Source organism: Burkholderia sp. HI2761 (genome assembly GCF_002223355.1).
Lineage (GTDB): Bacteria > Pseudomonadota > Gammaproteobacteria > Burkholderiales > Burkholderiaceae > Burkholderia.
Map to the genome: position 1 here is coordinate 1,472,970 of NZ_NKFN01000007.1, position 25,211 is coordinate 1,498,180.

At 68.1% G+C, this 25,211-nt stretch carries 22 protein-coding genes and 1 pseudogene; 10 read left to right on the forward strand and 13 right to left on the reverse strand.

The features are described from left to right. The first annotated feature begins 17 nt into the window (after positions 1–17). The 3 genes from CFB46_RS24270 to CFB46_RS24280 all read left to right on the forward strand — a co-directional run bounded on the left by CFB46_RS24270 (position 18) and on the right by CFB46_RS24280 (position 2,467). On the forward strand, positions 18–737 hold the full coding sequence (locus CFB46_RS24270) for an SDR family oxidoreductase (protein ID WP_089502327.1): 720 nt from the start codon (positions 18–20) through the stop codon (positions 735–737). A gap of 240 nt (positions 738–977) precedes the next feature. Continuing rightward, complete coding sequence (locus CFB46_RS24275) at positions 978–1,313, forward strand: putative quinol monooxygenase (RefSeq protein WP_027782706.1); 336 nt, start codon at positions 978–980, stop codon at positions 1,311–1,313. Next, positions 1,310–2,467: an iron-containing alcohol dehydrogenase gene (locus CFB46_RS24280; RefSeq protein WP_089501539.1), complete on the forward strand. Its 1,158-nt coding sequence runs from the start codon at positions 1,310–1,312 to the stop codon at positions 2,465–2,467. Before CFB46_RS24275 ends, CFB46_RS24280 begins: the two co-directional genes overlap by 4 nt. A gap of 124 nt (positions 2,468–2,591) precedes the next feature. Here CFB46_RS24280 and CFB46_RS24285 read toward each other — a convergent pair whose 3' ends face one another. Then, positions 2,592–4,772 (reverse strand): ornithine decarboxylase, encoded by a 2,181-nt coding sequence (locus tag CFB46_RS24285; RefSeq protein WP_179235108.1) that lies wholly within the window; start codon positions 4,770–4,772, stop codon positions 2,592–2,594. Between the two features lie 492 nt (positions 4,773–5,264). Between CFB46_RS24285 and CFB46_RS24295 the strand changes: the two genes are divergently transcribed. Together CFB46_RS24295 and potE are read left to right on the forward strand one after the other, a co-directional pair. Further along, positions 5,265–7,565 (forward strand): Orn/Lys/Arg decarboxylase N-terminal domain-containing protein, encoded by a 2,301-nt coding sequence (locus tag CFB46_RS24295; protein ID WP_089501541.1) that lies wholly within the window; start codon positions 5,265–5,267, stop codon positions 7,563–7,565. 65 nt (positions 7,566–7,630) lie between these two features. Then, complete coding sequence (gene potE / locus CFB46_RS24300) at positions 7,631–9,016, forward strand: putrescine-ornithine antiporter (protein ID WP_089501542.1); 1,386 nt, start codon at positions 7,631–7,633, stop codon at positions 9,014–9,016. A 3-nt stretch (positions 9,017–9,019) separates the two neighbouring features. Here the strand turns inward: potE and CFB46_RS24305 are convergent, their stop codons facing one another. Beyond that, on the reverse strand, positions 9,020–9,928 hold the full coding sequence (locus CFB46_RS24305; RefSeq protein ID WP_089501543.1) for a LysR family transcriptional regulator: 909 nt from the start codon (positions 9,926–9,928) through the stop codon (positions 9,020–9,022). Between the two features lie 197 nt (positions 9,929–10,125). Here CFB46_RS24305 and CFB46_RS24310 point away from each other — a divergent pair, with 197 nt between their 5' ends. After that, positions 10,126–10,710, forward strand: coding sequence for a putative glycolipid-binding domain-containing protein (locus tag CFB46_RS24310; RefSeq protein ID WP_089501544.1), 585 nt, complete (start codon positions 10,126–10,128; stop codon positions 10,708–10,710). 39 nt (positions 10,711–10,749) lie between these two features. On the opposite strand, the gene CFB46_RS24315 is transcribed toward CFB46_RS24310, so the two are convergent. Next, positions 10,750–11,742 (reverse strand): sulfonate ABC transporter substrate-binding protein, encoded by a 993-nt coding sequence (locus tag CFB46_RS24315; RefSeq protein ID WP_089501545.1) that lies wholly within the window; start codon positions 11,740–11,742, stop codon positions 10,750–10,752. 208 nt (positions 11,743–11,950) lie between these two features. After that, the gene (locus CFB46_RS24320) at positions 11,951–12,358 is read right to left on the reverse strand and encodes a DUF427 domain-containing protein (protein ID WP_027782710.1); all 408 of its coding nucleotides are present in this window, start codon (positions 12,356–12,358) and stop codon (positions 11,951–11,953) included. Positions 12,359–12,730: 372 nt separating this feature from the next. Between CFB46_RS24320 and CFB46_RS24325 the strand changes: the two genes are divergently transcribed. Next, positions 12,731–14,392 carry an ABC transporter substrate-binding protein gene (locus tag CFB46_RS24325; protein WP_089501546.1) on the forward strand — a complete coding sequence of 554 codons (1,662 nt, stop codon included), beginning with the start codon at positions 12,731–12,733 and terminating at the stop codon, positions 14,390–14,392. A gap of 42 nt (positions 14,393–14,434) precedes the next feature. Here CFB46_RS24325 and CFB46_RS36580 read toward each other — a convergent pair. After that, positions 14,435–14,633 (reverse strand): annotated as a pseudogene (locus CFB46_RS36580) (TauD/TfdA family dioxygenase); the annotation flags it as partial. A gap of 120 nt (positions 14,634–14,753) precedes the next feature. Between CFB46_RS36580 and CFB46_RS24330 the strand changes: the two are divergent. After that, a complete protein-coding gene (locus tag CFB46_RS24330) occupies positions 14,754–15,128 on the forward strand; it encodes a phage protein NinX family protein (protein ID WP_089501547.1) in 375 nt (124 codons plus the stop codon). Between the two features lie 28 nt (positions 15,129–15,156). Here CFB46_RS24330 and CFB46_RS24335 read toward each other — a convergent pair whose 3' ends face one another. Together CFB46_RS24335 and CFB46_RS24340 are read right to left on the reverse strand one after the other, a co-directional pair. After that, positions 15,157–16,143: an ABC transporter substrate-binding protein gene (locus tag CFB46_RS24335; protein ID WP_089502328.1), complete on the reverse strand. Its 987-nt coding sequence runs from the start codon at positions 16,141–16,143 to the stop codon at positions 15,157–15,159. A 163-nt stretch (positions 16,144–16,306) separates the two neighbouring features. Beyond that, complete coding sequence (locus tag CFB46_RS24340; RefSeq protein WP_089501548.1) at positions 16,307–17,185, reverse strand: LysR family transcriptional regulator; 879 nt, start codon at positions 17,183–17,185, stop codon at positions 16,307–16,309. A 100-nt stretch (positions 17,186–17,285) separates the two neighbouring features. On the opposite strand from CFB46_RS24340, the gene CFB46_RS24345 reads away from it, so the two are divergent. Then, positions 17,286–18,845 carry an MFS transporter gene (locus CFB46_RS24345; protein WP_089501549.1) on the forward strand — a complete coding sequence of 520 codons (1,560 nt, stop codon included), beginning with the start codon at positions 17,286–17,288 and terminating at the stop codon, positions 18,843–18,845. A gap of 87 nt (positions 18,846–18,932) precedes the next feature. Here CFB46_RS24345 and CFB46_RS24350 read toward each other — a convergent pair whose 3' ends face one another. The 5 genes from CFB46_RS24350 to CFB46_RS24375 form a co-directional block, all read right to left on the reverse strand. Next, positions 18,933–19,364, reverse strand: coding sequence for a DUF1090 family protein (locus tag CFB46_RS24350; RefSeq protein WP_089501550.1), 432 nt, complete (start codon positions 19,362–19,364; stop codon positions 18,933–18,935). Between the two features lie 164 nt (positions 19,365–19,528). Further along, positions 19,529–20,713 carry a LysR family transcriptional regulator gene (locus CFB46_RS24355; protein ID WP_089502329.1) on the reverse strand — a complete coding sequence of 395 codons (1,185 nt, stop codon included), beginning with the start codon at positions 20,711–20,713 and terminating at the stop codon, positions 19,529–19,531. Positions 20,714–20,774: 61 nt separating this feature from the next. Beyond that, entirely contained in the window at positions 20,775–21,503 is a 729-nt protein-coding gene (locus CFB46_RS24360; RefSeq protein WP_089501551.1) for an aspartate/glutamate racemase family protein, read from the reverse strand. Positions 21,504–21,524: 21 nt separating this feature from the next. Beyond that, complete coding sequence (locus tag CFB46_RS24365) at positions 21,525–23,075, reverse strand: NCS1 family nucleobase:cation symporter-1 (protein ID WP_089501552.1); 1,551 nt, start codon at positions 23,073–23,075, stop codon at positions 21,525–21,527. 253 nt (positions 23,076–23,328) lie between these two features. Then, complete coding sequence (locus CFB46_RS24375; protein WP_230469084.1) at positions 23,329–23,577, reverse strand: hypothetical protein; 249 nt, start codon at positions 23,575–23,577, stop codon at positions 23,329–23,331. A gap of 187 nt (positions 23,578–23,764) precedes the next feature. Here CFB46_RS24375 and CFB46_RS24380 point away from each other — a divergent pair, with 187 nt between their 5' ends. Next, positions 23,765–24,316 carry a DUF3005 domain-containing protein gene (locus CFB46_RS24380; RefSeq protein ID WP_089501553.1) on the forward strand — a complete coding sequence of 184 codons (552 nt, stop codon included), beginning with the start codon at positions 23,765–23,767 and terminating at the stop codon, positions 24,314–24,316. 75 nt (positions 24,317–24,391) lie between these two features. On the opposite strand, the gene CFB46_RS24385 is transcribed toward CFB46_RS24380, so the two are convergent. Beyond that, the gene (locus CFB46_RS24385; RefSeq protein ID WP_027782722.1) at positions 24,392–25,153 is read right to left on the reverse strand and encodes a DUF4397 domain-containing protein; all 762 of its coding nucleotides are present in this window, start codon (positions 25,151–25,153) and stop codon (positions 24,392–24,394) included. Between the last annotated feature and the right edge of the window lie 58 nt (positions 25,154–25,211).

Here is a 25,211-nt window from a genome sequence, read left to right on the forward strand (position 1 = left end):
GCAAAGGCGAAAAACCCATGCAATCTACGGAATCGAATCGACGAAACGTTCCCACGATCCTGCTCGTTGCGGCGTCGCGCGGCCTCGGGCTGGCGATGGCGGAGGCATTCGTGAACAAGGGCTGGAACGTGACGGGTACCGTGCGCGAAGGATCGGGGCGCACGAAGCTGCACGACCTGGCCGACCGCTTCGACGGCCGCATCGAGATCGGCACGCTCGACATCTGCGAGCCCGCGCAACTGGCTGCGCTGCGCGAGCGTCTGTCGGGCCGGCGCTTCGACATGCTGTTCGTGAATGCGGGCACGACCAACGATCCGAATGAAACGATCGGCGAAGTGACAACCGACGAATTCGTGCGCGTGATGATCACGAATGCGCTCGCGCCGATGCGTGCGATCGAGACGCTGCAGGATCTGGTGACCGACGACGGGCTGATCGGCGCGATGTCGTCGGGGCAGGGCAGCGTCGCGAACAACGTCAGCGGGATGCGCGAGGTGTATCGCGGCAGCAAGGCCGCGCTGAACCAGTTCATGCGCAGCTTCGCGGCGCGTCAGGCCGATACGCGCCGCGCGATGGCGCTGATGGCGCCCGGCTGGGTCCGCACCGAACTCGGCGGCCCAGATGCGCGCCTGACCATCGACGAGAGCGTGCCGAGCCTCGTCGACGTGCTGCTGGCGAAGCGGGCGCGGCCCGGGCTCGAATACCTCGACTATCTGGGGCGGACGGTGCCGTGGTAGCCGGGGTGGCGGCGCAAGCGCGCGGCGGCCGGCCAGGTTCCGGCTCGCCGTGAACGTGCTGCGCGATTCGGCCTGCTGTTCGCGGCCCGGTCGCGGCACTGCGAAGGCCGTGCCGATTCAATACAATGCGACGACGCGTCACTGATACGGTGCCACCTCATCGCGTTTGAATCCATCCGGTTCATGGCGGATGGGGTGCGCTCCCGTCGCGACGGGCTTGTGTCGAACATGGAGCGCAGCATGAACGAACCCTATCTGCAGGTCATCGCGCATTTCTTCGCGAAACCCGGCAACGGCGACCGCGTGGTCGAACTGCTTGCCGAACTCGCGCCGGCCACGCGCACCGAGCCGAAAAACCTCGACTACGCGTACTTCCGTTCGCCGGAAAACCCCGACCACATCGTGATCCTCGAGCGTTACAGCGATGCCGACGGCCTCGACGTGCATCGGGAAACGCCGCATTTCCAGCGGATCGGTGTCGGCGCGATCATGCCGTTGCTCGATCGTCGCGACGTGATCCGCTACATGGTGCAGCCGGACACCGGCACGGCGACGCCACCGGGAGGCACCCGATGAACCCGTTTCAATTCCGTACCGTTCCGACGCAGATCGTCGAATTCCGCGCCGCGCGCCGGCTCGGCGCGCTGTTGCGCGAACGCTTTCCGGCGCTCGTGCGGTTGTGCGTCGTCACCGACGCGTTCCTGCATCGCAGCGGCGTGCTCGTGCCCGCGCTGGAGAGCCTCGCCGCGCACGGCTGGCAGGTTACCGTGATCGACGACGTGATCGCCGATCCGCCCGAACACGTGGTGCTCGAAGCGACCGAGCGGGCCGTCGCGGCCGATGCCGAGATCGTGCTCGGCCTGGGCGGCGGCTCGTCGATGGACGTCGCGAAGCTGATCGCGGTGCTCGCGCCGGGGCGGCAGGCGCTGGCCGACATGTACGGCGTGGACAAGGTCGCCGGCGCTCGGCTGCCGCTCGTGCAGATGCCGACCACGGCCGGCACCGGCTCCGAGGTTACGGCCGTGTCGATCGTCACGGTCGGCGAGGCGCGCAAGATGGGCGTCGTGTCGCCGCACCTGTTCGCGGACGTCGCGATCCTCGACGCGGAACTCACGCTCGGCCTGCCGCGCGCGGCCACGGCCGCCACCGGCATCGACGCGATGGTGCATGCGATCGAGGCGTACACGTCCGCCCGGCTGAAGAATCCGGTATCCGACATGCTGGCCACGCACGCGCTGACGCTGCTGTCGCGCAACCTGCTGGCCGCATGCGACGACGGGCAGAATCGGCATGCGCGCGAAGCGATGCTGGTGGGCGCGATGTTCGCGGGGCAGGCGTTCGCGAATGCGCCGGTCGCGGCCGTACATGCGCTGGCCTATCCGGTCGGCGGGATCTTCCACGTGCCGCACGGGTTGTCGAATGCGCTCGTGCTGCCGCACGTGCTGCGCTTCAACGCGCCGGCCGCCGCGCCGCTGTATGCGGAACTGGCGACCATCGTCGCGCCGTCGACCACGGGCAGCGACGAAGCGAAAACGCATGCGCTGATCGCCGAGATCGACCGTCTGATCGTTGCGACGGGGATCCCGCGCACGCTGCGCGAGGTCGGCGTCGGCGAGGACGACCTGCCGAGGATGGCGTCGGACGCGATGCTGCAGACGCGCCTGCTCGTGAACAATCCGCGCGAGGTGACCGAGGCCGACGCGCTGGAGATTTACCGGCAGGCCTGGTGAGGGGGCGGCAGCACGGTGTCGGCCGTCACGGCTCACGATGCGCACGCGGCTCGCTGCGCGAACCGTGCTGCAACGCACGCGCATGCCGGCGCGACGGCCACGAGCCCGCGGCCGCGCACCGGCCTTACATGTGCGACGCGTCGGTGCCGGCCGCGACCACGTAGGCCGATGCCTGCTTCGTGCCATCCGGCTTCGTCTGCAGGTACACGCCCTGGATCTCCGGCTCGAAGCCCGGCAGCGCGTTGATCCCGGCTTCGAGTGCACGGAAGTAGTCGAGCGCAGGGCCGCCCCACGCTTCGCCGGGCACCACGCAGAAGATACCGGGCGGATAGGGCAGCGCGCCTTCGGTCGCGATCCGGCCTTCGATGCGATCGAGTGTGACGAGCTCGACGTTGTTGCGGATCAGCTCGGCATTCGCGGCCTGCGGCAGCATCGCCTGCTTCGGGAACTGCGCGCGCCGGAACATCTGTTTCTGCAGATGCTTCATGTCGTGGCTGCAGTAGAAATCGTGCATGCGCTGGCACAGCTGCCGCAGGCGCATTGTGCCGTACAGCTCCGGATACGCTTCGCACAGCGACGGAATCGCTTCGCGCAGCGGCGTGTCCTGATCGAGATGGCGCTCGAACTGCGCGAGGTGCGCGACCAGATGCTGCAGCTTGCCGAGGCTTTCCGACGGCGTGAGCAGGAACAGGATCGTATACAGGTCGGCCTTCTCGGGCACGACGCCGTGCTCCCGCAGATAGCGCGCAAGGATCGGCGCCGGCGCGCCGAACGGCGCGTACTCGTGCGTGTCGCGATCGATGCCGGGCGTCGTCAGCAGCAGCTTGCACGGATCGACGAAGTACTGATCGTTCGCATAGCCTTCGAAACCGTGCCACGCGTCGGCCGGATGGAAGCGGAAGAAGCGCAGGTCGTCGACGATCTGCTCGGTCGGATAGTCGGCCCACGGGCGGCCGTCGACATGCTGCGGAACGAACGGGCGGATCTGGCGGCAGGTCTTCAGCAGCAGCTTGCGCGCATCGACGCCGTGCGCGACGCAGTCGCGCCACAGGCGCTTGCCGGCCGGGCCTGCGTGCATCTGCGCGTTGACGTCGAGCGCCGCGAACATCGGGTAGAACGGGCTCGTCGACGCGTGGATCATGTACGCGTTGTTGAAGCGTCGGTGATCGCAGAAGCGCTTCTGCCCTTCGATGTGGCTGTCCTTCTTGTGGATCTGCGACGTCTGCGAGAAGCCGGCCTGCTGCTTGTGCACCGACTGCGTGACGAAGATGCCAGGATCGTCGGGGCCGAGTGTCAGCATCAGCGGCGAGCAGTCCTGCATCATCGGGATGAACTGCTCGTAGCCGACCCACGCCGAATCGAACAGGATGTAGTCGCACAGATGCCCGATCCGGTCGACGATTTCGCGCGCGTTGTAGATCGTGCCGTCGTAGGTGCCGAGCTGGATCACCGCGAGCCGGAACGGGCGCGGCAGGTCGGCGCGCTCGGGTGCGACGTCGCGGATCGCGTCGCGAATGCGCGCTTCGCCGAGCGCCGCGCTGTCGACGCCGCCGATGAGGCCCCACGCGTTGCGCGCGGTCTCGAGGTAGACCGGCCGCGCGCCGGACAGCACGAGCGCGCCGAGGTGCACCGATTTGTGGTTGTTGCGGTCGAACAGCACGAGATCGTCGGGCGCGAGCAGCGCGCTCGTGACGACCTTGTTCGACGTCGACGTGCCGTTCAGCACGAACCAGGTCTTGTCCGCGTTGTAGATCCTTGCGGCGTTGCGCTGCGCTTCCAGTGCGGGGCCTTCGTGAATCAGCAGGTCGCCGAGCCGAACGTCCGCGTTGCAGAGATCCGCGCGAAAGAGCGTCTCGCCGAAGAAATCGAAGAACATCCGGCCGAGCGGATGATTCGAGAAGAACTGGCCGCCCTGATGGCCCGGGCAGTCGAATTCGACGTAGCCGCGCTGCACGTATTCGCGCATGACCTTGAAGAACGGCGGCAGCAGATTCTCGCTGTAGATGTCGGCGGCGGCGGAAATCTGCCGGCCGTAGTAATGGCGGCCGCCGTGCCGGAGCTGGATCACGCCGCTCGCGCTGGGCAGGACCGACGGCGGCACTTCCTGGTCGGGCTCGACCGCGACGAAGAACGGAATCGCGAAACCGGTTCTTTCGACGGTTTTCAGCACCTTTTCCGCGGAATCGATTCCGACGACGATTGCCGCGATATTCGTGAAATCGCTTTGAAATACGTCGACCTGTTCATGCGTGGTGAGGAAGGCGCCGATCAGCGCGGGTTCGACTGCGATTTTCAACAGGCTCACGCGAACTCTCCGGTAAATGACCTGAAACGGGAGCCGCATTCGCGCCGGCGCGAAATCCCGAACCGACACGCATTGCAGCCGATTGAAACGATCCCGCGAATGCGCACTGCATGAAGAACCCTTGCGCGGCGCGGCACCGCCACGATCGGGCGGTGCCCGGCGCAGCCGATCGTAGCAACAAAGGCACGCGAATTCAATCGAGTCGAATCGACAATGCCATGGCGGCATGAGCGCGATCAAATAATCGGCAATTGGTGTGCTGCGGTGCACATAAAAATGATCCAATGATGAAAACTGATTTGAAAGGTGCCGATGGTTTTACCGGATCGTCAGCTTTTCAGAGAAAGGCATCTATGGCATAGTCGGCTCCGAATTGGATGGCGAATCAAGCCGGAATTGCGAGCGTCTCATGCCGCTGCCCGTGACCTGCTGTCCGCGTGCTCGTGAGACGAACAATACCAATCGAAGCAACGCAACAGCGAGGGCAACACCATGAATACTTCTGTCGGCGGCATTCGTCGTCTCGGCATGCGTGCGCTACTGGTCGACGACGAAATCGCGCAGGAAACCGCGACCGGGCGTGCGGTCCGCACGCTGAGCGCGGAGCTCGCGCAACGCGGTGTCGACGTGCTGACGGCGACATCCGCCGACGATGCCATCGTGCTGGTTCGCTCCGATCCGTCGATCCAGTGCGTCCTGCTCGACTGGGATCTCGGCGTGGACGGCCACGGGCCGTCCGAGGCGGTGGTCGATGCAATCCGGCATCGCAACGGCAGCGTGCCGATCTTCCTGCTGGCCGACCGCAGCGTCGCGTCGTCGGTACCGGCGGCGGTGATGGGCAAGGTCGACGATTTCGTGTGGCTGCTCGAGGATACGGCCGATTTCATCGGCGGGCGCATCCACGCGGCGATCGAACGCTATCGCTCGACCGTCCTGCCGCCGATGTTCGGCGCACTCGCGAAGTTCTCGCGCGTCTACGAATACTCGTGGCATACGCCCGGCCACACGGGCGGCACCGGCTTCCTGAAATCGCCGGTCGGCCGGGCGTTCTTCGAATACTTCGGCGAATCGCTGTTCCGCTCGGACCTGTCGATCTCGGTGGGCGAACTCGGCTCGCTGCTGGACCACTCCGGCCCGATCGGCGAAAGCGAGTGCTACGCGGCGCGCGTGTTCGGCGCGCATCGCACGTATCACGTGACGAACGGCTCGTCGACGTCGAACCGCATCATCCTGATGGCGAGCGTGAGCCGCGACCAGATCGCGCTATGCGACCGCAACTGCCACAAGTCGGCCGAGCACGCGATGACGATGTCGGGCGCGATTCCGACTTACCTCGTGCCGACGCGCAACCGCTACGGGATCATCGGGCCGATCGCGTCGGAGCGCCTCACGCAGGCGGCGATCCGCGAAGCGATCGCATCGAATCCGCTCGCGGCGGGGCTGGCGGACCGCCAGCCGAAGCATGCGATCGTCACGAACTCGACGTACGACGGCCTCTGCTACAACGTGACGCGTGTCGAGGAACTGCTCGGCGCAAGCGTCGATCGGCTGCACTTCGACGAAGCGTGGTACGGCTACGCGCGTTTCAATCCGATCTACCGCGACCGCCATGCGATGCACGGCGACCCGCGTGACCACCACAAGGATCGGCCCACGGTATTCGCGACGCAGTCGACGCACAAGCTGCTGACCGCACTGTCGCAGGCGTCGTACATCCACGTGCGCGACGGCCGCAGCCCGATTCCGCATGGCCAGTTCAACGAGACGTTCATGATGCACGCGTCGACGTCGCCGAACTACGCCATCATTGCGTCGAACGACGTCGCGGCCGCGATGATGGACGGCCCCGGCGGCGCAGCGCTGACGCACGAGTCGATCGAGGAGGCCGTCGCGTTCCGGCAGATGATCGCGCGGATGAACGGCGAATTCGGCGCGAAGGGCGACTGGTTCTTCGATTGCTGGCAGCCCGATACCGTGCTCGAGGCGCGCACGGGTCGCACGCTGCCGTTCCATGACGCGCCACCCGAACTGCTCGCGAGCGACCCGGCATGCTGGGTGCTGCGCCCCGGCGCGCAATGGCACGGCTTCGGCAATATCGAGGACGGCTACTGCATGCTCGACCCGATCAAGGTGTCGATCGTCACGCCCGGTGTGGCGGCGGCCGGCGGACTGATGCCGGTCGGTATCCCGGCGAGTGTCGTGACCGCGTATCTCGATGCGCGCGGCATCGTCGTCGAGAAGACGACCGATTTCACGATCCTGTTCCTGTTCTCGATCGGCATCACGAAGGGCAAGTGGGGCTCGCTCGTCAGCGCGCTGTGCGATTTCAAGCGCGACTACGACGCGAACCTGCCGCTCGACATGGCGATTCCGTCGCTCGCGAAGGAGCATGGCTCGCGCTATGCGGGCATGGGGCTGAAGGATCTGGCCGACACGATGTTCGCGGCGATGGAGCAGCTCGGCACGACGCGCCTGATGTCGGAGGCGTTCTCGATCCTGCCGAAGCCTGAGATGAGCCCGGTGCGCGCGTACGAGCATCTCGTGCAGGGCCGCATCGAGCAGGTGACGCTCGACGAGCTCGCCGGTCGCACGGTCGCCACCGGCGTCGTGCCGTATCCCCCGGGCATTCCGCTGTTGATGCCGGGCGAGAACGCGGGGCCGTCCGGCGGTCCGGTGCTCGGCTATTTGAAGGCGCTCGAAGCGTACGACCGGCGTTTCCCGGGGTTCGCGCACGACACGCACGGCGTGGAGGTCGAGGACGGCACGTACCGCGTGTACTGCCTGACGGCCTGAAGCCCCGCCGGACGAACGAACGAGCGACCGGCCGCGCGGCGGCCTCACATCGAAGGATCGACACCATGGAAAACGCAGCGCGCATGTCCGACGCGGTCACGGCGGCCGCGCCGAAGAACCGGATGAACGTCTGGCAGCTCACCATTCTCACGGCGGTCAACATGATGGGCTCCGGCATCATCCTGCTGCCGTCGAAGCTCGCGCAGGTCGGCACGATCTCGCTGCTGTCGTGGATCGTCACGGCCGGCGGCTCGCTCGCGCTGGCCTATGCGTTCGCGCGCTGCGGGATGCTGAGCCGCAAGCCGGGCGGGATGGGCGGCTACGCGGAGTACGCGTTCGGCAAGGCCGGCAACTACATGGCGAACTACACGTACGGGCTGTCGCTCGTGATCGCCAACGTCGCGATCGGTGTCACGGCGGTCGGTTACGGCACCGTGCTGTTCGACGCGACGCTGTCGCCGCTGCAGACGGGCCTGTGGACGATCTTCCTGCTCGTGCTGACGACGGTCGCGAACTTCGGCGGCTCGCGCATTACCGGCCGGATCGGCGCGGTGACGGTGTGGGGCGTGATCATTCCGGTCGTCGTCGTGTCGCTGATCGGCTGGTTCTGGTTCAGCGGCGCGACCTGGGGCGCGGCGTGGAATCCGCACCACATGCCGTTCGGGCCGGCCGTCGGCGGCTCGATCGCGGTGACGTTGTGGGCGTTTCTCGGGCTCGAATCGGCGTGCGCGAACTCGGACGCCGTGGAGAATCCGGAGCGCAACGTGCCGATCGCCGTGCTCGGCGGCACGATCGCGTCGGCGATCTTCTACATCGTGTCGACCAACGTGATCGCCGGGATCGTGCCGAACGCGATCCTCGCGAAATCGAATGCGCCGTTCGGCATCGCGTTCGCGACGATGTTCACGCCGACCGTCGGCACGATCGTCACCGCGCTGATGGTGATCGCGTGCATCGGCTCGCTGCTCGGCTGGCAGTTCACGGTGGCGCAGGTGTTCAAGAGCTCGGCGGACGTCGGCTACTTCCTGCCGGTGTTCGCACGCGCGACGCGCACGGGTACGCCGATCGTCGGCATGGTGATCCTGCTGGTCGCGCAGGTCGCGCTGGCGCTGATGACGATCAGCCCGGAGCTGAGCAGCCAGTTCCAGAAGATCGTCGATCTCGCGGTCGTCACGAACCTCGTGCCGTACGTGATGTCGATGGCCGCGCTGATCACGATCCAGAAGGTCGCGAAGGTGCCGCCGGGCAAGGCGCTCGTGACGAACGTGATCGCGATGGTCGCGACCGCGTACAGCTTCTACGCGCTGTTCAGTTCGGGCGAGCAGGCGTTGATGCTCGGCGGCCTGTGCGTGTTCCTCGGCTGGACGCTGTTCGGCTTCGTCAGCGCGCGCTTCTACCAGATGGAAGTCGACGCGCACGTGAAGGAACCGGGGAAGTCGTTGCAGGCGTGACGGCTACCTGTCGTGCTTCGTCAGCAGCGGCGGGAGCGCCGTTTTCAACAGATCGACGACGGTGCGCACGCGCGGCGGCAGCGGCCGCTGCGCATGCACCAGCACGTTGAGCGCGAAGTCAGGGACGTCGTATTGCGGCAGGACGCGGACGAGCCGGCCGTGCGCGAGCGCATCGGCGCAAGCCGGATGCTGGACCACGCCGATGCCGCCGCCCGCCGCGATCGTGTCGAACATCGGGCGCCAGTGGCTGGTGGTCATGACCGTCCGGATGCGCGCGTATTCGACTGCGTTGCCGTCACGCTGCAGCGGCATCTGTTCGTTCGCGAACACGCCTTTCACGCGAATGAACGGATGGTTCGCGAGATCGGCCTTCGTATCGAGCCGGCCGTGCCGGTCGAGATACGAAGGCGCGGCGACGAGCACGCGGCCGACCGCGCCGAGCGCATATGCGACGAATCCGCCATTGCCGAGCTGGCCGACCCGGATCGAAATGTCGACGCCCTCGGTGACCGGATCGACGATATCGTCGTTCAGCACCAGGTCGATGTGCAGTTTCGGATACGCGGTGCGGATCCGCATCAGCACGGCCGGCATCGCGACCTCGCCGAAACATTGCGGCGCCGCGAGCCGGATCGTGCCGTCGAGCGCATTCTCCGTCCTCGAGACCGATGCAACGGCCAGTTCGGCCGCTTCGAGCAGCGCCTTGCTGCGTTCGTAGAAGATGCGGCCTTCCTCCGTGCACGCGAGGGTCCGCGCACTGCGCATCAGCAGCCGCGTGCCGAGATGCTTTTCGAGTTTCTCGATGCGCTCGCTGACGGCCGGTTGGCCCATGTCGAGATCCCGCGCCGCGCCGGACATCGTGCCGCGCTCCACGACCCTGACGTAGATACGCATCGTCGCCAACAAATCCATGAAATCGCGCCTTTTGTCTTCCGGTTCGATTTTTATCGATCGACGGATGGTACCAAAGCGGCGCACGGGCGACGGTGTGTGCCGGGCCGATACTGACTATCGGCCGGAACGCGACCGGCGCCGTCGAAGCCGCGTGCGTTCATCCACGCCGTGAGCGAAAATCGGCTTCCTTCCGCGCGACCGACAGGAGACCCGACATGACGCAACGGAATGAAGCCGGACGGACGCACTGCGTTGCATGGCAGATCGTGCAGACGTGGCAGGCGGCCGAATGGTGCCGGCTCGACGAGTCAAAAACGGGCATCGCGCTGTCGGGGGCGGTGGCGGGTGCGATCGACGGCACGCCGTTTCGCATCGAGTACGCGATCGCATGCGGGACCGATTGGCTCACGCGCTCGGCGCGCGTGACGCGGTGGACCGGTACGGAGCCGCCCCGGCAATGGGACATCGCCTGTGACGCAGGGCGGTGGACTATCGACGGCGTCGATGTGCCGATGCTTGCGGGCGCAACCGACATCGATCTCGGCTTCAGTCCGTCGACCAATACGCTGCCGATCCGGCGGCTGGCGCTCGCCGTCGGCGAATCGGTCGCGATTCTCACCGCATGGCTGCGTTTTCCGGATTTCGACATCGTGCGCGGCGAGCAGCGCTATACGCGCACGGCGCCGCACGTGTATCGATACGAGAGCGGTACCTATGCGGCCGATATCGCGATCGACGACGCGGGCCTCGTCACCGACTATGACGAATGGCGGCGCATCGGCGCGGCGCCTGCGTCGTGACGCGTCCCATCGCGAATCGCGTGCCTGCGCCGTAACACATCAGCGCGCGCTGGCCACCGACAGCTTGCCCGGAATCAGCTTCAGCGTGCTGAACGCGTCGGCGATGTTCTGCTGATACGCGACCGTCGCATCGGTGATCGGCTGCACGCCGTAGCCGGCGCGCTTGAGCGCGACTTCGAGCGTCGGCGCGTCGAGGCCGACGAGCGGCGACAGTTGCGCGGCCACCTCGGGCACGTGATCGCGCGCCCAGCGATCGACCGCGTCGACTTCGTCGAGCAGCGCGCGCAGCACCTGCGGGTGCGCGGCCGCGTACTTGCGCGCCGCGAGGTAGTACTGCGTGTTGCGCACGAGCCCATCGCCGTTCGCGATCACGCGCGCGCCGAGCTGCCGTTCGGCGGCGGCCAGATACGGATCCCAGATCACCCACGCATCGACGCTGCGCTGCACGAACGCGGCGCGCGCGTCGGCCGGCGTCAGGTAGATCGGCTGGATGTCGGCATACGTGAGGCCCGCATGCTCGAGCGCCTTCACCAGCAGATAGTGGACGTTCGAGCCCTTGTTGAACGCGACCTTCTTGCCGCGCAGTTGCGCGACGGTGCGGATCGGCGAATCGGGCAGCACGACGATCGCCTCGCCCTGCGGAGCGGGCGGCTCGTTGCCGATGTAGACGAAATCGACGCCGGCGGCCTGCGCGAAGATCGGCGGGGTTTCGCCGACCGTGCCGACGTCGATCGCGCCGGCGTTCAGCCCTTCGAGCAGTTGCGGGCCGGCCGGGAATTCGAGCCATTGCACGGTGACGCCCTGGCCCGCGAGACGCTTCTCGAGCGTGCCGCGCGCCTTGAGCACGACGAAGTTGCCGTATTTCTGGAAGCCGATGCGCAACCGCGTGCCGCTGGCGTCGGCGCGCGCGGGCACGGCCGCGAGCGGCCCGAGCGCGAGCCCCGCCAGCCCGGCGGCCGCGCCGTGCAGCCACCGGCGGCGGCGCGGGTTCGCCGGGGTCGTTTCAAGGTCTGCGTGCGGTGTGTCGTTCATCGAGGCGTCCTGCTGGCGGGTTCACGGGTCGCGCGGGCATGGCGCGACCGGCACGGGACGCGGCCGGTCGCGGGCGATGCGCGCGGCCGGCCCGCGCCGGACTCAAGACGATACGGCCATGCGGGACGGCGGCCAACCAATGAATCCACATATGCAAATCAGCGGCCGGACGATACGTGAACGATGACGCGGCAGGGCGCCGCCGCGCTCACTCGGTGACGAGCAGGCTTTCCTCGATCGAATCGACGCGGTCCGGATAGAACGCGAGGTGTCCGCGAATCGATTCGACCGCCGGATTCGGATGCTCGTACGTCCACACCGCATTGGTCGCGCGTTCGCCGCCGGCCGGAATCGAGTAGTACGCGCAATCGCCCTTGTACGGGCAGTAGGTCGCGTGATCGGTGCGTTCGAGCAGCGACATGTCGGCATCCTCGCGCGGAATGTACAGCACCGCCGGATAACTGGCCTCGCGCAGCACCAGTGCATGGCGCGTATCGGCGACGACCTTGCCGGCGACCTTCACGACCACGCGCGACGAGTGCGGCTCGATCAGGATCGGATGATCGGGGCCCGGCGACTTCACGGGACGAGAGGGCGTATCGGGGTTGATCGACATCGTGGGTCCTCCAGGAAAGGGCGGCGCACCCGCGGGCGCGCCGTGCCGACACGCGTGCGCCGGCGGATTCCCGCGCACCGGTGCCGGCGTTGGCCAACCGATACGATGCGCCAATTTCGCGGAACCTGCAGAGGGCCGGAAGGACGCCCGCCGCCGTCAGCGAATGGCGCTGCGTCATGACGCAGCGCCGGGCGCGTCGCGGCGGTGTTCGCGAGCATGTCCGCGGCGCTCGCATGGACATTCTCATGCAGGGGCAGCGGGATGCATCCGTGACGATAAGCAACGCGGAATTAATTGGTAAGCGATCGGCGGGATGCGCGCGAAGATCGACGGTCGTCATTCGCATGACACCCTTTCTTCCCCTCCGCCACCATGAAGAATCCTTTCGTTTCGTCAGCCGCGCGCCGTACGCGCGGCGTATCGCATGCCGGCGCCGCGCTGTGCTGGATCGTCGCGTCGCTGTTGCTGGCCGGCGCCGCGACGCACGCGCTCGCGGCACCCGCGGGCAAGACGCTCGTGTACTGCTCCGAAGGCAGCCCGGCCGGCTTCGATCCCGGCCAGCACACGACGAGCACCGATTTCGACGCGAGCACGTACACGATCTACAACGGGCTCGTGCAGTTCAAGCGCGGCACGCTCGATCTCGTACCGTCGCTGGCGACGAGCTGGGACGTGTCGCCCGACCAGCGCACGATCACGTTCCACCTGCGGCGCGGCGTGAAATTCCAGACGACCGCGTGGTTCAAGCCGACCCGGCCATTCCAGGCCGACGACGTCGTGTTCACGTTCCGCCGGATGCTCGACGCGGACGATCCGTTTCGCAAGGCCTATCCGGTCAGCTTCCCGTATTTCAGCGATCTCGGCTTCGACCGCAACATCGAGCGCATCGAGAAGGTCGACGACTATACGGTGCGCTTCTCGCTGAAGTCGCCCGACGTGGTATTCGTGCGCAATCTCGCGATGGCGTTCGCGTCGGTGCTGTCGGCCGAATATGCGTCGCAGCTCGCCGCACGCCATCGCGAGTCGGACATCAACCAGTTCCCGGTCGGCACGGGGCCATTCCTGCTGCGCACGTACCAGAAGGACGCGCTGATCCGCTACGACGCGAATCCCGACTACTGGAAACCGGACGACGTGAAGCTCGCGCGTCTCGTGTTCGCGATCACGCCCGATCCGGCCGCGCGGTTGCAGAAGCTCGTGGCCGGCGAGTGCCAGGTGTCGGTGTTTCCGCGGCCGGCCGATCTCGAGACAGTGCGGCGCGACTCGAAGCTGACGCTGTTTTCGGGGACGGGCTTCAACGTCGGTTTCGTCGCGTACAACACGCAGCACCCGCCGCTCGATCGCGTCGACGTGCGGCGCGCGCTCGACATCGCGATCGACAAGACGGCGATCGTCAAGACCGTGTTCAACGGCGATGCGACGATCGCGACGAACCCGATGCCGCCCGCGCAATGGTCGTACAACCCGCGCCTGAAGGACGCGCCGCGCGATCCGGCCGCCGCGAAGGCCCTGCTCGCGCAGGCCGGCTTTCCGAACGGCTTCGATCTGACGCTGTGGGCGATGCCCGTGCAGCGCCCGTACAACCCGAATGCACAGCTGATGGCGCAACTGATTCAACAGGACTGGGCGAAGATCGGCGTGCGCGCGAAGATCGTCAGCTACGAATGGGGCGAATACAACCGCCGCGCGAAGCACGACGGGCAGCACGACGCGATCCTGTACGGCTGGTCGGGCGATAACGGCGACCCCGACAACTGGCTCGGCACGCTGCTCGGCTGCGACGCGGTGCACGGCAGCAATCTCGCGAAGTGGTGCAACAAGGACTTCGAGCAACTGGTGACGGCGGCGCGTGCGAATGCGGATGTCGCGAAGCGCACGGCGCTGTACGAGCAGGCGCAGGTGGTGTTCAAGGACCAGGTGCCGTTCACGCCGATCGCGACGTCGATCGTGTCGCTGCCGATTTCCAAACGCGTACACGGGCTGACGTTCTCGCCGCTCGGCGGACACCGGTTCGACGGCGTGTGGCTCGATTGACGGGAAAAACCGGCGTGCCCTTGCGCGCCGGCGTTCGCCGCGTCAGCAGAGCGCGACGGCCGCGGCCGTGTCGATCGGCGTGCCTTCGCACGTGACCGACGGCCGGCCGTCGGGGCCGATCGGCACGTTGCCGGTGTCCGTCGTGCGATAGCGCTGGCGGTCTCAGTCGAGATCGAAGAGGTCGACGGGGTGCGAGATGCGCGGCCGCAAGGTTGCCCCGGAACGCGATGCGGCGGGGTTGAATTATGCTTATCGCAGTGCGACGGGGGACGAAACCACGTCGCGCACGGGACGCAGTCCTCGCCGTAGCGCACGCGACAGCCAGGATGTCGTTCAAGAGAACGGTCATACGGAGACAGCCATGCAAGTCCAGGACCTGACAGGCGCGACGCTCGACTACTGGGTGGCGATGGCGCAAGACCTCGTCGACCCGCGCATCGACACGTCGGCATGCACGGTGATTCGCGAACCGGGCGGTGTGCCGACGCCGTTCGCGCCATCGTCGTCGTGGGCGGACGGCGGCCCGATCGTCGAGCGGCTGCCGTTCGCCGCGTTCGAGCGCGACGGCGGGCGGGGCGCGTGGCGCGCGGTGTTGCACCGGGCCGTGCCGGCCGCGGGCGAGCGCTGCACGTTCAATCAGTCGGGGCCGACGTTGCTGATCGCCGCAATGCGCACGCTCGTCGCGTCGACGTTCGGCGACGACGTGCCGGATCTCGATATGGCGCGGCCGCGCTGAACGCGTGCGCCGCCCCGCGTGGTACCACTCAGGCCGTCACGTTCCGGATGGCGATCGACGCGACGTCGACGCGGCGCGGCAGGATCGCGTCCGCCGCCGCGCGATCGGCGACGCGCTGCAGCACGTCGATGTCGGCACCGCTGAGGCTGCGCTGCGCGAGCGCGGCCCGGCGCGCGATATCGGTGGCCGCGTCGGGCGGCAGGCGCGTGAGCGAGGCATAGACGCTCGCGTAGTCGGCCGGGTGCGCGAGCGCCCATTGGCCCGCACGGGCGAGCCGCGCGAGGACGTCCGCGAGCGCCGCGCGCTTGCCGCGATCGTCGAGGGTTTCGACCGGCGACGTGAGGAACGCGAGCCCCGAATTGATGCCGCTGCCGTCGCGGACGATGCGCGCGCCGCGTCGCACCGCATGCCCGTAGTACGGATCGAACGTGGCCCAGATGCCGATCCGCTTCGCCTCGAACGCGGCGAACGCGTCGACCGGCAGCACGAAGCGCACGTCGACGTCGCGCGGCGCGAGCCCGTGTTCGCGCAGCGCGCCGTACAACTGGTATTGCGAGATGCTGCCGCGCGCCGAAGACACGATGACGGTTTGCCCTTTCAGATCGGCCACCGTGCGAACCGGCGAGTCGGGCTGCACGACGATGCCGAGCGACGTCGGCGAGCCGACGCGCGTCGCGACGATCCGCAACGACGGATCGCCGAGCGCGGCCGTCAGGACGGGCAGGTCGCCGGCCGGCGCGAGATCGATCGCGCCCGCGCGCTGCGCTTCGAACAGCGGCGCGGCGCCCTGGAAGTTGGCCCAGCGAAACCGGTACGGGGTGCCGTCGAGCACGCGCGCCGCTTCGGCCAGCGCCCGCAGGCCGCCGGCCTGGTCGCCGAGCACGAGCGTGACGCCCGACAGGTCGGCGCCGGCCGCGCGGGCGGGCAGTGCGAGGCCGCCCGCGAGCGGCGCGGCGGCGAGGGCGGCAAGGCGCTGCAGCGCGCGGCGGCGTGTCGTGGCGAAAGAGTGATTCATCGGCGGCGTGTCCTCGGTGATCCGCGCGCGGGCGGCGCGGCTGCCGGGCAGGTTACGGAATCGGTTTCCGGCCGACAAACATCGAATCGTGAAATGCATATTCGCACGGGGCGGGCGGTGCGGCCCGGTGGCGCGCCGACGCCCGGGCGCTTGCGCGGCCGCCTTACGCGGCCGGCGCAATCGTGCGCAGGAAGGCCCGTACGGCTGGCGCCTTTTCGAACCGCCGGTGCGCGAGCGCGAGTTCCGACTTGATCGGCTTGCCGGCGATCGGCCGGTACACGACGCCCGGCAGCGACACGCAACCGGCGAGCGCATCGGGAATCACCGCGACCCAGCCGTTCACCGATACGCACGCGAGGACCGCGAGCAGGCCGCCCGGCCGCGCGGCGACGACCGGCGCGAAGCGGCCGCGGCGCGCGACTTCGAGCGTGCCGAGCTCCTGTTCGGGCACCGCGAAGCGCGCGTCGGCGAGGTCAGCCGCGCGCACGGCCGCCATCGCCGCATAGCGCGAATCGGCCGGCACGGCCGCGACGAACACGTCGCGCTGTAGCGTGACGATCCGCAGCCCGCCCGGTAGCGGCAGCGGCGGGCGCACGTACGCGAGGTCGAGCCGGCCCACGTCGAGCTGGTTCGCGACGTCGTCCATCGGCACTTCGCGCAGGTTCAGCTCGATGCGCGGATGCGCGGCGCGGAACGCGCCGACGGTGCGCTGCAGCGTGCCCGAATAGACGGCCGACGACACGTAGCCGATCTCGATCCGGCCGAGTTCGCCGCGTTCTGCCAACGTGGCGAGTTCGCGGCCGCGCTGCAGATGGTCGAGCGCGGCGCGCGCTTGCGCGAGATAGGCCTCGCCGGCCGCGCTCAGCGTGACCGCGCGGCGCGACCTGTGAAAGAGCCGCACGCCGAGCACGCGCTCGGCTTCCTGGATCTGCCGCGTGAGCGCGGGCGGCGCCATGTCGAGCACTTCGGCCGCGCGCGCGAAATGCAGGTGTTGCGCGACGCTCAGGAACGCGCGTACGTGACGGAATTCGAGCTGGCCCATGGTTGCAATTTTCGTCAATAAAACAGCATTGAAGCATCAATGACAGGCAATACCGGACAAGCCTAGCATACGGCTCGTTCGTCCTGTTCCGGAGTGGCCGATGTCCCAGTCTTCACCGGCGTCGCGCGCGAGCGCGGCTGTCGCCCCGCACGCGCGCACCCGCCTGCCTGCGGCCGCGACCCTTGCCGTCGCATCCGCAACCTGCTCGCTGATCGTGCTCGATACGAACGTGGTGGCCGTGTCGCTGCCGAGCATCGCGCGCGGCTTTCACGCGAGCTTCGCCGACATCGAATGGGTCGTGAGCGCGTACATGACCGCGTTCGCCGCGTGCCTGCTGCCGGCCGGCGGGCTCGCCGACCGCTTCGGGCGCAAGCGGATGCTCTTCGCGGGGCTCGCGCTCTTCTTCGTCGCGTCGCTCGGCTGCGGCATCGCGACGTCGGCCGGCTGGCTGATCGCCGCACGTGCGGTGAAGGGCGGCGGCGCCGCGCTGCTGCTGACCGCGGCGCTCGCGGTAATCGCGAACCGTTTCCCGGACGGACGCGAACGGGCGCGCGCGTGGGCGATCTGGGGCATGTGCATGGGGATCGCGACGGCCATAGCGCCGCTCGTCGGCGGCGCGATCACGCAATGGATCGGGTGGCGCTGGGTGTTCCTGCTGAACCTGCCCGTCTGCGTGCTGCTGGCGGCCGGCGCACGCGTCGCGATCGACGAATCGAACGATCCGCATGCGAAACGCGTGGACGCGGCCGGCAGTCTGCTGTTCGGCGCGGCGCTCGCCTGTGCGATCGCGGCGCTGATCGGCGCGCCGTCGCACGGCTGGCTGTCGGCCGCGACGCTTGGTCGGCTCGCGCTCGCGGCCGCGCTGCTGGCGGCATTCATCGGCGCGGAGCGCTGGCAGGCGCGGCCGATGATCGATCTCGCGCTGTTCCGCCAGCCACGCTTCGTCGGCGCCGTGCTCGCGATGTTCGGTTACGCGGCGTGCGCGCAGGTGATGATGACGTTCCTGCCGCTGTACCTGCAAAACGCGTTCGGGATGTCGGCGATCGACGCGGGGCTCGGGATGCTGCCGTTCGCGGTCGCGATGATCGCCGGCCCGTCGCTCGCCGCGCGCGTGTCGTCCGGCGGCGTGCTGGCGGGCGGGCTCGCGCTGATCGGCGCGGGCAACCTCGCGACCGCGGCGCTGGCCGCCAGCGGCGACTATCGGCTCGTCGCGCTCGGCATGTTCGTGACGGGGTGCGGCGCCGGCATCATGAACGGCGACACGCAGAAGGCGATCATGGCGTGCGTGCCGCCGAATCGCACGGGCATGGCGTCGGGCATCAGCACGACGACGCGCTTCTCGGCGATCGTCACGGCCGTCGGCGTGCTCGGCGCGGTGCTGGCCGCGAGTACGCATGCCCGGCTCGTGAGCCTGTTGTCCGCGACCCCCGGCCTGCGCGCGTTCGCCGATGCCTCTTTCATGTCGAGCCTGCTGGCTGGCGACCTCGCGCGGGCGCTCGACTGCGTGCCGCCGTCGGCTGCCGGTGCGCTCGCGCAGGCGGCGCCGGTCGCGTTCGCAAGCGGGTTCGCCGCTGCGCTGACGGTGAGCGGCGTGCTGGCGCTCGGTGCGGCCGTCGTCGCGTACAAGTTGCTTGCGCAACCGGTGCGCGGAGGGGCGTGACGTCGCGCACGCTCTGCTGTCGACGTTCGGGTTGAGCGTGTCGCTATCGGTGCTGCCCGTACTCGCGCGGCACGTCGTTTCGATCCGTCAGCCTTTCAGCGCGTCGCGATCGATCCGCGCGTCGTGCAGGTCGCGCGTGGCGTTACGCAGTTTCGCCTGCTTGTCGGCGAGCTTGCGTTGCGCGTTGTTCAGCTTCTTTGCGTCGCCGAGTGCTTCGGCTTGGTGGACGCGCGCCTCCGCGTTGCGTACTTCGTCTTCCGCGTTGCGCAGGTCACGCGCCTTGTCGGTCAGCTTGCGTTCGGCGCGTGCGAGCTGGCCGGCGTCCGTGCAGTTGGCCTTGATTCGTTCGAGCGCGGCCTGCTGGTGCATCGCCTGCTGCGTGTTGCCGAAGCGCTTCGCGTTGTCGATCTGCGTGTGTAGCGCGCGGATGCGCGTCGCGCAGTCCTGAGTGCCGGCGAATGCGCCGGTGCTCGCGAATAGCGCGACCGGGACGGCCAGCGCGATGAGTGCGTTCTTCATGCGGATTTCCTCGATTCGATACGGCGGCTACGGGCGTTCGCGAGGCGACGTCCGTCGGTACGTGTTCAAGGCGCCATTCTGACGAGTCGACGCGGCGCGGGTAAATAGGACCGGTCTGACATGCAGCGGTCGAGCGCACGCTTTCGGCCCAGGTGCGGCGCCAGTCAGTGCGACTTCGTCGCGATGCGATGGATGCGTGCCGCCTGCGCGACGCGCGCCGTGTGTGATGCGTGACAATGCGCGGCCGGTTCGCGGCGCGTGCGCCGGGTGGGCTCGGGCGGATCGACCACGGCCGGCGCGGTCGTCGGGGTGTCCGCATCGGCCCGGGAAGCGACGTCCGCGGCGAACGCTGCGACCGCCGGCAGCATCGCCTCGGCGTCGAGCCATGCGCGCGTCGCTTCGGCAATCAGTGCGCGCAGCCACCGACCGCCTTCCGCGCACGATCCCGATTCATTCCACGTCATCCGGTACACGATGTCCGGCGGCTCGGCCGGCAGCGCGACCGCGGCGAGCGGCAGCAGCTTCGCGTAGTGCCGCGCGAGCCGGTACGTGGTGGTGAGGATCAGGTCGCTGCGCACGAGCGCATGCGCGGCGAGCTCGAAGTGCGGCAGCGTGACGACGATGCGCCGCTGCAGGCCCACGCGTTCGAGCTGCCGGTCGATCGCGCCGGACGCTTCGAGCCACGACGGCGTCGGGCACAGCTGCGGGGCCGCCGCGAACCCGGCCGCCGTCATCGCGCCGCGCCGCGCGAGCGGATGCGTCGCGCGCATCAGGCACACGACGCGATCGTCGAACAGGTCGTCCTGCCGGAAGCGCGACCGGCGTGCGGGCCGGTTGTCGATCACGACGTCGAGTTCGCCGTCGGCCAGCGCGCGCTCGTCGTCGAAGCCGTCGCCGAGCGGATGAAACACCAGCTGCGCGTTCGGCGCCCGCTCGCGAAACAGTGCGACGAGCTTCGGCACGAACAGCACGTTCAGGTAGTCGGGGCAGCCGACCCGGTAGGTGCGCACCGACGTGCGGGCGTCGAACATCGGCTGCTGGATGCGGATGAAGTCGATCACGCGCAGCGCGTTACGCAGCGGCTCGATCAACCGCGCGCCGAACTCGGTCGGCACCATCCCGTAGCGGCTGCGTACCAGCAGCGGATCGCCGAGCAGCGTGCGCAGGCGTTTGAGCGCGGCGCTCGTCGCCGGCTGCGACATGTTCAGGCGCACGGCCGCACGCGACACGGTACGCTCGGTCAGCAGCATGAGCAGGACGCGCATCAGCCGTGCATCGAGCACGTCGAGCGCGCCCGCGGCGTCGGACGCGTCGCGGGGCAGGGCCGGCGGGTCTAGCGGGTTCCGCATGCCGATACGCTTCCCGGCGAGACGGGGCGTGCGCGCCACGCGGCAACCGGCCGGCGGGCCATCATTTTGCGAAGGTTCCCGGCCAGCCGACGATCCGCTTCGGGCGCGGCGGCGCGTACGTGCGGACCTTCGACGTCTTCAGCTTCAGGCGCACCAGCGACTCGGCGAGCGCGACCGCCGCCGACACGCCGTCGACCACCGGTACACCCGTGCATTCCTCGATCTGCCGGTCGAGGCCGGCCATCCCGCCGCAGCCGAGGCAGATCACTTCCGCGTGATCGTCCTTCACCGCGCGCTGCGCCTGACCGACGATCGACTCGATCGCGCGGGCCGGGTTCTCTTCGAGTTCGAGCACCGCGAGGCCGCTCGCGCGCACCGACGCGCAGCGCGCGTCGAGCCCGGCGAGCTTCAGGCGATCCTCGATCAGCGGCACCGTGCGGTCGAGCGTCGTGACGACGGAGTAGCGATGGCCGAGCAGCATCGCGATGCTCGCGGCCGCTTCGGTGATGTCGACGACGGGCACCGTCAGCAGTTCCTGCAGCCCTTCGCGGCCGTGTTCGCCATAGCCGGCCTGGATCACCGCATCGTACGGTTCGTCGTAGCTCAACACGCGATCCATCACGGCGATCGCCGCGAGGTAGCTCTCGAAGTTGCCTTCGATCGACTCAGCGCCGAAGCGCGGCGTCAGCCCGACGATCTCCGTGCCGGGCGACGCGGCGGCCTGCGCCTGCGCGGCGATCGCGTCGGTGATCGACTCGGTCGTGTTGACGTTGACTACCAGGATCCTCATCGGTGACTCCGTATGCGTGTGTCAGTGTTGCGCGCAGGCGACCGCGATGGGTTCGCCCGAGCGCGCTTCGTAGTGCCGTTTGCGATCGGCCAGCAGCCAGTACACGCTGCCCGCGATCGCGGCGCCGAGCAGCCACGAGAACGGCGTCATCGCGCTGAAGGCCGGCACGACGGCGAGCGTGATCGAGATCAGCGCGGACGGCATGAGCGCCGCGAGCGCCTTGCGGTTCACGCCGCGCGTGTAGAAGTAGGCGCCGGACGGCGCTTCGGTGTAGAGATCGGGCACGTTCACGCGCTGCTTGCGCACGAGCCAGTAGTCGACCGTGATGATCCCGTACAGCGGGCCGAGCAGCGCACCGAGGCCGGACAGGAAGTAGACGATCACGATCGGGCTGTTGTACAGGTTCCACGGCAGGATCAGCACGGCGATCGTCGCGCTGATCAGGCCCGCGCGGCGGAACGACAGGCGGTGCGGCGCGAGGCTCGTCAGCACGAAGGCCGGCGCGACGAAGTTCGCCATGATGTTCACGGCCACCGTCACGATCAGGAATGCCAGGCAGCCGAGCACGAGGAACAGCTTGTTCGGCACCGTCGCGATGATTTCCGTCGGGCTGTGGATGATGTGGCCGTTCAGCTTGAACTGCGCGCCCGCGAGCACGAAGCTGATCGTCGCGAACACGAGGATGTTGACCGGCAGGCCCCAGAAGTTGCCGACGCGCACGGTCTTCGCGCTCGGCGACGAACGGGAGAAGTCGCAGAAGTTGAGCACCAGCGTGCCGTAGATCGCGAGCCACAGCGAGCCGCCCGCGAGGATTTGCGTCCACATCTTCAGGCCGGTCATCGGCTTGCCGATCGACATCGCGAGATGGCCGCCGGTGCGGCTGAGCATCCATGCGGCCAGCGACAGCGTCGTGACGAGGATCACCGGGCCGGCGAGCCCTTCGTACTTGCGGACCGTCTCCATTCCGTACGTGAGGATGCCGATCTGCACCAGCCAGATCGCGACGAACGTGATCCAGCCGAGCGTCGACAGCCCGAAGATCGCATTCTGGTCGAAGGCGGCGAGGCCCGGCCAGATCGCGGTGAGCAGCACGCGCAGCACGACCGACGCGAGATAGGTCTGGATGCCGAACCATGCGATTGCGATCACCGCGCGGATCATCGCGGGCAGCAGCGCGCCGTAAATGCCGAAGCTCATCCGGCTGATCACCGGGAACGGCACGCCGGTCTTCTGGCCCATGTAGCCGGTGAGATTCATGAAGCAGTACACGAGCACCGCGCCGATCGCGAGCGACGCGAGCATCTGCCAGCCCGACAGGCCCAGCGCGAACAGCCCGATCGCGAACGAGTAGTTCGCGATGTTGTGCACGTCGTTGGTCCATAGCGCGAAGATGCTGTAGCGGCCCCATGTGCGGCCTTCGGCCTTGGTCGGCGCGAGATCGGGGTTGTGCAGCCGCGGGCTCAGCGCGGGATCGCGCGCGGCCGTGTCGGTTCGATGCGATGTGTCGTCCGCGCCGAGCCCGAGGCCCGCGCGGTGGATGGCTTCCAGTTGCACGCCGTTGTCTCCTTCCATGTGCGGGGCGCGAAACCGCGCCGCGTGTGTACGCAGCGCGGCCCCGGCCGCCGTGGACGTTATGTCTCGGATTTGTTCCCGAGTATGGGCGGCGGGCCTGACGATGGGAAATTAAATATTCGGCTGGGCGTCATTCGAAAAATGAATGCGACGCACGCGGCCGCGGCGGCCGGGGACGGCACGCAAATTGCGAATTAGCGGGTTCCATCCACATCGACATCAGCGGAGGTGTCATGCAGCGATATTCATTTCGTCACGTATCGCGAGCCGTCTTCGCCGGCATCCTGATCGCGGGCCTGGCGGCAGGCGCGGGTTGCCAGAAGAAGGGCGACAACGGCGCAGCCAGTTCCGACTCGAGCGCGGCGAGCGGCATGTCGGCCGCGCCTTCGACCGCGCCATCGGGCATGCCGAGCAGCGGGGCGGCCGGCAGCAGCGGCGATACCGGTGCAAGCATGCCGGGCGCTGCTTCCGCGCCGGCCGGCGCGAGCGGCGGCTGACGCACGGTTGGCGGTCGGGCGGGCGGCGCGCGAGCGTGCCGTCCGCCGGCGGTGCCGTGCCGGTGCCACGCGCGCCGGATGGCGCGCGTGTGCGGCCGTGCGCATGAAAGATTTGCAAGGACCGTTGTAGCGATTTCCGGCCCGGCGGCGTTGGCGTGACGCCGGCGTCCGCGGGCCGGCCAAGGAGGTGCGATGCAGAACGCGGAATCGAACCCTACCCCCGAAAAGCAGCGGGAACAGATCGAGAAGAGCCCGGTGAAGACGCCGGCGGCCGGCGACATGCCCGACGCGGCGACCCAGGCCGCGCAGACGGCGCGGCGTCCGCTGACGCCGGAGGCGGTCGCCGGGAAAATGCCGACCGGCCTGCCGGCGATCGACGTAAGCGCGCATGCGGTCGACAGCGGCGATCCGGTGCGCCGGGCGGCCGGCCGGATCGTCACGCTCGACAACGCGAACATGGCGATGACCGACAACACGGTCGACGTCGACGGCAAGGGCATGGAGGCCCGCACCGGCGCGTCCGAGCTGCAGGACAACGTGATCTATTCGAACGCGTCGCTCGACGAAGCGGTCGATACGCCCGACGAAGGGCTCGGCGGCATCGAGAGCCGGCCGTCCGGCAACATGCCGCAGATCGCGACGCGGCCGGGCTGGCGCGTACGCCATGTCGGCGATGTCGACATCGAGCACGGCGACGGGACGCGCGCGGAGCATGTGATCTGCCTCGAACGGTCCGACGACTGATACCGGATTGATACCGGTATTCGACACGCGGCGGCCGATGCATGTTGCATCGGCCGCCGCAACCGTTTTCGGCCCTTACTGCGGCCCCAGTTCTTGCGCGGACGTATCGGCGTTGTTGCCCTGCGCGACGAGTACGTGAATATCGTTCGGCGTCACGTCGCCCACCCCGCCGGACGGAATCGTCAGGAGCAGCCAGTCGGCGTTGTTGCCGATGCTGACCGGCGCGGTCTTCAGGATCGGCGACTTGCTGCCGGCCGTCGTGACGATCACCTGGTAGGTGCCGCCGTTCAGGTAGACCGAATCCTGCGTCGTCGCCGGCACGGCATTCTGGTAGGCCGCGCCCGCCATCGTCGGGCTTTGCGTGGTGATGTCGGTGCCCGGCGGCACGACGTACACGTCCACGTTCTGCGCGTTCGGCGATGCGTTGAAGCTGCGCACGCGCGCCTTGTCCGACAGCAGGCCCTTGGCGTACGGATCGTCGATGACGGAGATCAGCGACGTCGTGCTCGGCAGCGCGATCGTCGTGTAATGGTGACCGTTCGCCGCGCTGAACGATTGAGACGCAATGGTCGAGGTCGTGCCCGACACGTCGTAGCTCGCGTTCTGCGTGCCCGAATCGACGTCGTGATAGCGCGTCACGCCCTTGTACGCGACGCCCGACTGGTCGATCTTCGCATTCAGGTAGTAGTCGAGGTTCGGGCCGGCCGGCACCGCGTTGATGAAGCGCGCCTGCGGCTTCGAGATGCCGAGTTCGGTCCCGGCGTCGTCGCCGCCGCCGCATGCTGTGAGCACGGAGATGACCGAGCACAGGGCCACTATCGTTCGTATTGATTTCATGTCGTCCTCTCGTTCAGGAAACCTGCATTGCGATGCCGGACCGCCGCGCAAGGAATCG

Excerpts from the sequence above, each read along its gene's own strand:
- CFB46_RS24270 (WP_089502327.1), top strand. The coding sequence starts at position 18 with ATGCAATCTACGGAATCGAATCGACGAAACGTTCCCACGATCCTGCTC.
- CFB46_RS24275 (WP_027782706.1), top strand. The coding sequence starts at position 978 with ATGAACGAACCCTATCTGCAGGTCATCGCGCATTTCTTCGCGAAACCC.
- CFB46_RS24280 (WP_089501539.1), top strand. The coding sequence starts at position 1,310 with ATGAACCCGTTTCAATTCCGTACCGTTCCGACGCAGATCGTCGAATTC.
- CFB46_RS24295 (WP_089501541.1), top strand. The coding sequence starts at position 5,265 with ATGAATACTTCTGTCGGCGGCATTCGTCGTCTCGGCATGCGTGCGCTA.
- potE (WP_089501542.1), top strand. The coding sequence starts at position 7,631 with ATGGAAAACGCAGCGCGCATGTCCGACGCGGTCACGGCGGCCGCGCCG.
- CFB46_RS24305 (WP_089501543.1), bottom strand. The coding sequence starts at position 9,928 with ATGGATTTGTTGGCGACGATGCGTATCTACGTCAGGGTCGTGGAGCGC.
- CFB46_RS24310 (WP_089501544.1), top strand. The coding sequence starts at position 10,126 with ATGACGCAACGGAATGAAGCCGGACGGACGCACTGCGTTGCATGGCAG.
- CFB46_RS24315 (WP_089501545.1), bottom strand. The coding sequence starts at position 11,742 with ATGAACGACACACCGCACGCAGACCTTGAAACGACCCCGGCGAACCCG.
- CFB46_RS24320 (WP_027782710.1), bottom strand. The coding sequence starts at position 12,358 with ATGTCGATCAACCCCGATACGCCCTCTCGTCCCGTGAAGTCGCCGGGC.
- CFB46_RS24325 (WP_089501546.1), top strand. The coding sequence starts at position 12,731 with ATGAAGAATCCTTTCGTTTCGTCAGCCGCGCGCCGTACGCGCGGCGTA.
- CFB46_RS24330 (WP_089501547.1), top strand. The coding sequence starts at position 14,754 with ATGCAAGTCCAGGACCTGACAGGCGCGACGCTCGACTACTGGGTGGCG.
- CFB46_RS24335 (WP_089502328.1), bottom strand. The coding sequence starts at position 16,143 with ATGAATCACTCTTTCGCCACGACACGCCGCCGCGCGCTGCAGCGCCTT.
- CFB46_RS24340 (WP_089501548.1), bottom strand. The coding sequence starts at position 17,185 with ATGGGCCAGCTCGAATTCCGTCACGTACGCGCGTTCCTGAGCGTCGCG.
- CFB46_RS24345 (WP_089501549.1), top strand. The coding sequence starts at position 17,286 with ATGTCCCAGTCTTCACCGGCGTCGCGCGCGAGCGCGGCTGTCGCCCCG.
- CFB46_RS24350 (WP_089501550.1), bottom strand. The coding sequence starts at position 19,364 with ATGAAGAACGCACTCATCGCGCTGGCCGTCCCGGTCGCGCTATTCGCG.
- CFB46_RS24355 (WP_089502329.1), bottom strand. The coding sequence starts at position 20,713 with ATGCGGAACCCGCTAGACCCGCCGGCCCTGCCCCGCGACGCGTCCGAC.
- CFB46_RS24360 (WP_089501551.1), bottom strand. The coding sequence starts at position 21,503 with ATGAGGATCCTGGTAGTCAACGTCAACACGACCGAGTCGATCACCGAC.
- CFB46_RS24365 (WP_089501552.1), bottom strand. The coding sequence starts at position 23,075 with ATGGAAGGAGACAACGGCGTGCAACTGGAAGCCATCCACCGCGCGGGC.
- CFB46_RS24380 (WP_089501553.1), top strand. The coding sequence starts at position 23,765 with ATGCAGAACGCGGAATCGAACCCTACCCCCGAAAAGCAGCGGGAACAG.
- CFB46_RS24385 (WP_027782722.1), bottom strand. The coding sequence starts at position 25,153 with ATGAAATCAATACGAACGATAGTGGCCCTGTGCTCGGTCATCTCCGTG.